The sequence below is a fragment of the Hydrogenimonas sp. genome (assembly GCF_029933015.1).
Lineage (GTDB): Bacteria > Campylobacterota > Campylobacteria > Campylobacterales > Hydrogenimonadaceae > Hydrogenimonas.
Window position 1 is genome coordinate 1 of record NZ_JAOZOZ010000096.1, and the last position, 6,091, is coordinate 6,091.

Here is a 6,091-nt window from a genome sequence, read left to right on the forward strand (position 1 = left end):
TCAAATAGTCATTATAATATCGACAAAAAGGGAGAGTATGAAAGCACCCGGTTTGGGATTTGGCACCTATCGTATCGGCGAAAAAAGGCCGGAACATATCGAAGCACTCCGATACGCCTTCGAAAAAGGGATCCGGCTCGTCGACACCTCGACCAATTATGGCGGGGGCGATTCTCAAAAGGCGGTCGCACAGGCGATCCGGCGCAGCGGGCTCGACCGCGAAGAGATCACGATCGTCTCGAAAGCGGGCTACATCCAGGGGACTTTGCTCCAGCGCGTCCAGAGCGGGTTGATGGAGGTCTTCGATCTGGTCCCCTACCGGGAGGGATGCTACCACTCGATCCACTCCGACTTTCTCAAAGCGCAGCTGCACGAATCGCTGATGCGGCTGGAGACGGAGTATATCGACACCTATCTGCTCCACAATCCGGAGTATTTCCTGATGCATACCGTCGAAAAAAGAGAAGATATAAAACCGGCGCGGCACGAGATGGACCGCCGGATCCTCGAAGCGTTCATCGCTCTCGAGGAGGAGGTGCAGGCAGGAAGGATACGGAGTTACGGCATCAGCTCCGACAGTTTCGCGAAAACGCCGGACGCCCTTCATTTCATGCCCTACACCCATCTTGTCGCACTGGCCGAAGAGGCCGCGGCGGAGTGCGGCGGCGCCACGCACCATTTCACGACCATACAGCTTCCCCTCAACCTTCTGGAAACCGAGGGCCTCGAATGTGCGGCGTGGGCCAAAGCCAACGGACTCACCGTGATGACCAACCGACCGCTCAACGCCTTCGATACCGAAGGAATGCACCGGCTGGCGAGTTACGACGCCCCCGGAGACTACGAAAACACCAAAGAGGCGTTGCTTCTTGCGGCCGACACCTACTCGCTCAGCGAACTGCGAAGCGTCGTCACCGACCTCGATACGATCAAGAACCGTTTCACGTGGCCCGGGGCCGCCGAAGAGGCGATCCAGCGGCAGACCGTTCCTTTCATTCAGGGCATTCTCTCACGGATTCCGGATACCGCGGTCAAGAAAGCTCTCATCCCGCTGCTCAACCCTTTCCTCCAAAGCTACCTCCGGCAGGTTCGCCATCTGTGCAGTGAAAAGACATTGAGCTATCTGAAAAGGAGCCATCCCGAAGCGACCCATCCGATCCAGCGCCATGCGATCGAATGGCTCCTGAACCGTCCAGAAATCGACACGGTTCTGGTGGGAATGCGCAAAAGAGATTACGTCGACGACGTGCTGTCACTATCCGGCGGCTGATCCGGTCCCGCTTCGTCCGCAAGCTTTTTGGGCATCTGTTTGCTGGCACGCGCACCCAGCTCCCGCAGATCCTCGATCTGCCGGACGATGTTGCCCCGTCCCTCCCTGAGCTTGTTCCAGGTGCTGGCGTAGGTCTTCTGGACCGTGTCGAGCTGCCTGCCGACCCGCTCCAGATCCTCGGCGAATCCGACGAACTTGTCGTAGAGCGCGCCGGCGCGCCGGGCTATCTCCAGGGCGTTTCGGTTCTGCCGGTCGTGGCGCCACGTGTTCTCCACCGCACGCAGGGCCACCAGCAGCGTCGTGGGGCTGACCAGGACGATATGTTTGGCGAAAGCCTTGTCGTAGAGCGTGGGATCGGTCTGCAGGGCGAGCATCAACGCCCCTTCGATCGGCATGAACATGAAGATGAAATCGAGGGTGTTGAGATTTTCCAGTTTCGTGTAGCCCTTGTCGCTCAGCCGGGCGATGTGGTTTTTGACCGCTTCGAGATGGTGTTTGGCGTACAGGGCTCTCTCCTCGTCGTTCTCGGCGTTGACGTAGCGTTCGTAGGCCACCAGGGAGGTCTTGGCGTCGATGACGATGTCCCTGTCGTCCGGCAGGTGGACAATGACGTCGGGGCGGTAGCGCCTCTTCTCCTCGTCCTGCAGGCTCACTTCCCGCTCGTACTCCTCCCCTTCCCGCAGACCCGAAGCTTCCAGCACACGCTCGAGCACCATCTCCCCCCAGATGCCCTGCCGTTTGCTCTCGCCCCGCAGCGCCCGGGTAAGATTGACCGCATCCTCGCTGATCTGCCTGTTGAGATCCTTGAGGGTCTTGATCTCGTTGAGAAGCGTCGCCATCTCCCGGGTCTCCTGGTCGTGAACCAGCTCGATCCGCTTTTTGAATTCGCTCACCTGCTGCTGCAGGGGCTTCAGCACCTCTTCCACCCGCTCCTTCGAGACTCTGCCGAAGCGAAGACTGTTCTCCTCCATGATCCGGGAGGCGAGCGCTTTGAACTCCTGCCGCATCGTCTCTTTCGCCTCTTTGAGCTCTAAAAGGGTTCTGTCGGCCTGCCTGCGCTCCTCCACCAGGCGCGTCTTGAGCGTACTGATCTCCTTTTCGAGGGAAAGATTTCTACTCCGCTCCGTTTGCAGCTCGGCGTCGAGCGCTTCCTGTGATTGTTCCAGCCTCTTCATCCGCTCCACCCGTTCACTCAAAGCCGCATTCTCCACACGGCTCTCCTGCAGCCGCATCTCGAGGGCCGCCACATCCTCCTCCGCTTCGGCCAGCGATCGCTCCAGCTCTTCGATCCGCTCACGGGCCTGCCGCGCGATCTTCGCGATCTTCTCTTCGAAGTCCATACGCTGCCGCCGGAGCATCAGAAAAAGAAGCGAAAGCGTCACGAGAAGTGCTGCGGCGAAACCTCCGGCGAAATAGACCCATATCAATGGAATCTGCATCGTAAACACCTTTTTTGAGAGCGATGATAGAGTATGGAAGGGAAACCGTCATGTCCGGTTTCGGCGAAATGTGAGAAGTAAGAGGGAAATATGGGTGGAAAGGCGAAAGATCGGTACGCTACGATTTCTTCTCCGCCGCCTCTTTGAGAGCCGTCTGGACCGTCTTGACGATCTTTCGTTTCATATCTTCGATCTGGTCGAGCTGGCGCTCGATGTTTTCCGCCTCGGCGGCCATCTGGGCCTCCAGTTTGCCGATCATCTGTTCGAGCTCGGCGATACGTTCGTTGAGCTTCATGTTGATGTTGCGCTCGTGCTCCAGTTCGCGCCGCACATCTCCCAGCTGCTTGAGACGCTCCAGCAGCGAAGCCTTTTCCACGTACTCCTGGTTCAGGGTCGTCTCGAGCTCCTTGAAGCGCCGCTTGAGCGGACGGAGCTCCTGCTCCAGCTCTTCGTTGGCCTGCAGAAGTTCGTCGATCTCTACCTGGAACATCGCCTGTCGGCGGTCCGCCTTGCTTCGCGCCATGATATATCCGGCCACGAACGCGATGATAGCACCGGCGCTGATTCCCAACAACAAAAAAACAAACTCTTTGCCCATCTGCCTGCCTTAGCTTCCAAATTGGGCAATATTAACATAAATTCACTATATGTTTCTTGAACCGGAAGCCCAAAAGGGAGGAACGGAAGATGCTTGACGGCGGAGATGAACAGATCCCACGACTACGACAAGATTCTGACACGCCTGACAACCATTCTGCAGCGGCTCTACAGCGGTGAAACCCTGAGTGTCACCGAACTGGCCGAAGAGTTCAACGTCTCGACCAAAACGATCCAGAGGGACTTCAACGAACGGCTGGTGCGCTTCCCCATCGAAAAGAGCGGACGATGCTGGAGAATGCAGGAGGGCCACCGTCTCGAAAAGATCCAGGACATTGACAATCTGTTGACACTGCAGATACTCGAGTCGCTCGCAGGAAGTGTGGGAAGCCGCTTCGCCGAACGTTCGAAGTCACTTCTGGGCCGGCTCAAGAACGACACCGACCTTCCGGTGGAGAGCCGCCTTTTAATCGAGGATATCACATCCGACGGAACCCTTTTCAGAGAGATCGAAGAGGCGATCGTGTCAACGCGATGTCTACGATTCGACTATCACGGGAAACGAAGAAGTGTCCACCCCTACCGCATTGTCAACTTCGAAGGGTACTGGTACCTGCTGGCCAGGGAAAAGGAGAGCGGACTGGTCAAAAAATTCTATATCAAAGAGATTCGGAATGCGGAGCCGACCGAGGAGACTTTTCTCCCGGACCGGGCGCTGAAAGAGAAGATCGCCGGCGCTCTCAACGCATGGTTCGACCCCAATCTCGAGCCTTTCGATCTGCACCTGCTTGTCAAAGCCCCCATTGTCAAATATCTCGAACGAAGGCCGCTGAGCCCCAGCCAGCAGATCGTCGCACGACATGAAAACGGCGATATCGAGATCTTCCTGAAAGCCACATCCGTCAGGGAATCTCTGGCCCTGCTCAAGACATGGATCCCCGATCTGATCGTTCTTTCACCCGACAACGTCAAAAATGCCTACGAAAATCTTCTGAAAACGACTCTTGAGAGACAAACCGGACACGACGCCGTCTGAGGGCTCCTCTATCATGACACCATCGAAACACCGAAGGAGTCGTCATGATAGTCAAATGTTTCATATCCGCTTCAAAAAACCGATGGATCCTCTGGGGAGCGTTCGGACTGGGCTTTTTCCTCCCTCCCTTTTTCCTTCTCTTCCTCCCCCTCGCCGCCCTCAAAGCGTGGAAAGAGCTCAGGAGCGAATACGAAGATGTCGCCCGCTACTGGGAGAGTGCCTCCGAAGGGGCCCTGCAGAGCCTTCTTGAGCAGGAGGAGAGGGGCTTTCAAAGCACTCTCTTCTCCGCCAGTCCGGCATGAGATGGTATAATCCTTTTAAAAACATAAAAAAAGCTTTTCGTTTCCGAAAGGAACTGTATGGAAGACCGCTATTTCAGACGCCTTTTCGCCACGGCGTTGGCAGTGATGCTGCTGATGCTGTTCTGGCAGAGCCTCCCTTTTCTCCAGAGTCTGCTCATAAGCCAGCAGGCCCAGCCGCGCCCCGTGACACCCCGGGGCAATCTGGCCGAGGACGAAAAGGCGACGATCGAACTTTTCGAACGCACCAAAAACTCCGTCGTCTACATCGCCACCACCAAAGCGGTCGTCGATCCGTGGACCCGAAACATCTACAACATTCCCCGCGGGACCGGGTCGGGTTTCGTCTGGGACGAACTGGGGCATATCGTCACCAACTGGCACGTCATCGAAGGGGCCAGCGAAGCGCGTGTCAGGCTCAGCGACGGCCGCGACTACCACGCCGTGCTCGTCGGCGCATCGAGACGCCACGATCTGGCCGTATTGCGTATCAACGTACCGATCAAACGCCCGACCCCGGTCATGATCGGGACCAGCCACGACCTGAAAGTGGGGCAGAAGACCTTCGCCATCGGCAACCCCTTCGGCCTCGACTGGACGCTCACCACGGGCATCGTCTCGGCACTCGACCGGACGATGACCGAAAGCACCGGCGCCGTCATCCACGATCTGATCCAGACCGACGCCGCCATCAACCCCGGCAACTCGGGAGGCCCCCTGCTCGACAGCGCCGGCCGGCTCATCGGTGTCAACACGGCCATCTTCAGCCCTTCGGGCGCCTACGCCGGCATCGGTTTCGCGATCCCCGTGGACACGGTCAACCGGATCGTCCCCCAGCTCATCGCCTACGGCAGATACCTCGAACCCTCCCTGGGGATCCAGACCGACGAACGGATCAACCGTCTGGCCCAGGCGAGACTCGGTTTCGACGGGGTCATGGTACTGCGTGTCATTCCGGGTACTTCCGCCGAAAAAGCGGGACTGCGCGGCATCGTCCTCTACCCGGACGGCTCCTTCGACCCGGGCGACATCATCCTCTCCATCGACGGAAAGCCGGTACACTCCGTCAAAGAGATGAACGATCTTCTCGAAAAGTACAGCATCGGAGATGTCGTCACCGTCGAGATCGCCCGTGACGGACGGATACTCAAAAAAGAGCTGATGCTCGAACCTGTGAGGAGTTGAAGATCGAAACGAAAAAAGTTGGAATGCGAATGGGAAAGTTCATCAAATTCCTGCTTTTTCCCGCAATCTTCTTCGGACTCTTCACTCCACTCTTTTTCCATCTGGGAGAATTTCTCGATATTTCGGAAATACCGGAAAATTCCGATCTGATCGTATCGCTGGGTGGCGACAGGGACTACGATCATGTCGCCAATCGCCCATTCAACCCATTAAGTGCAATTCAAGCCGACATTTTACCCAGTTCCATGAGCATTTTCGAGAAGAA

Annotated in this window: 7 protein-coding genes; 5 read left to right on the forward strand and 2 right to left on the reverse strand. The window is 57.1% G+C overall.

What is annotated here, in order from left to right:
* Nucleotides 1–37 precede the first annotated feature (37 nt).
* A complete protein-coding gene (locus Q1K23_RS06960) occupies nucleotides 38–1,270 on the forward strand; it encodes an aldo/keto reductase (protein WP_300363423.1) in 1,233 nt (410 codons plus the stop codon).
* Here Q1K23_RS06960 and rmuC read toward each other — a convergent pair.
* Both rmuC and Q1K23_RS06970 read right to left on the reverse strand, forming a co-directional pair.
* Complete coding sequence (gene rmuC, locus Q1K23_RS06965; RefSeq protein WP_300363424.1) at nucleotides 1,234–2,709, reverse strand: DNA recombination protein RmuC; 1,476 nt, start codon at nucleotides 2,707–2,709, stop codon at nucleotides 1,234–1,236. The two genes, Q1K23_RS06960 and rmuC, sit on opposite strands and share 37 nt — an antisense overlap.
* A 118-nt stretch (nucleotides 2,710–2,827) precedes the next feature.
* Nucleotides 2,828–3,307 (reverse strand): hypothetical protein, encoded by a 480-nt coding sequence (locus tag Q1K23_RS06970; RefSeq protein WP_300363425.1) that lies wholly within the window; start codon nucleotides 3,305–3,307, stop codon nucleotides 2,828–2,830.
* A gap of 105 nt (nucleotides 3,308–3,412) precedes the next feature.
* On the opposite strand from Q1K23_RS06970, the gene Q1K23_RS06975 reads away from it, so the two are divergent.
* The 4 genes from Q1K23_RS06975 to Q1K23_RS06990 form a co-directional block, all read left to right on the forward strand.
* Nucleotides 3,413–4,342, forward strand: a complete 930-nt coding sequence (locus Q1K23_RS06975; protein WP_300363426.1) for a WYL domain-containing protein — start codon at nucleotides 3,413–3,415, stop codon at nucleotides 4,340–4,342.
* Nucleotides 4,343–4,386: 44 nt separating this feature from the next.
* Entirely contained in the window at nucleotides 4,387–4,644 is a 258-nt protein-coding gene (locus Q1K23_RS06980; protein WP_300363427.1) for a hypothetical protein, read from the forward strand.
* 57 nt (nucleotides 4,645–4,701) lie between these two features.
* Nucleotides 4,702–5,826, forward strand: a complete 1,125-nt coding sequence (locus tag Q1K23_RS06985; RefSeq protein WP_300363428.1) for a trypsin-like peptidase domain-containing protein — start codon at nucleotides 4,702–4,704, stop codon at nucleotides 5,824–5,826.
* Nucleotides 5,823–6,091, forward strand: a 269-nt coding sequence (locus Q1K23_RS06990) for a hypothetical protein (protein ID WP_300363429.1), incomplete at its 3' end; no start/stop codon positions are given. The genes Q1K23_RS06985 and Q1K23_RS06990, both read left to right, overlap by 4 nt.

Excerpts from the sequence above, each read along its gene's own strand:
- Q1K23_RS06960 (WP_300363423.1), top strand. The coding sequence starts at position 38 with ATGAAAGCACCCGGTTTGGGATTTGGCACCTATCGTATCGGCGAAAAA.
- Q1K23_RS06985 (WP_300363428.1), top strand. The coding sequence starts at position 4,702 with ATGGAAGACCGCTATTTCAGACGCCTTTTCGCCACGGCGTTGGCAGTG.
- Q1K23_RS06970 (WP_300363425.1), bottom strand. The coding sequence starts at position 3,307 with ATGGGCAAAGAGTTTGTTTTTTTGTTGTTGGGAATCAGCGCCGGTGCT.
- rmuC (WP_300363424.1), bottom strand. The coding sequence starts at position 2,709 with ATGCAGATTCCATTGATATGGGTCTATTTCGCCGGAGGTTTCGCCGCA.
- Q1K23_RS06980 (WP_300363427.1), top strand. The coding sequence starts at position 4,387 with ATGATAGTCAAATGTTTCATATCCGCTTCAAAAAACCGATGGATCCTC.
- Q1K23_RS06975 (WP_300363426.1), top strand. The coding sequence starts at position 3,413 with ATGAACAGATCCCACGACTACGACAAGATTCTGACACGCCTGACAACC.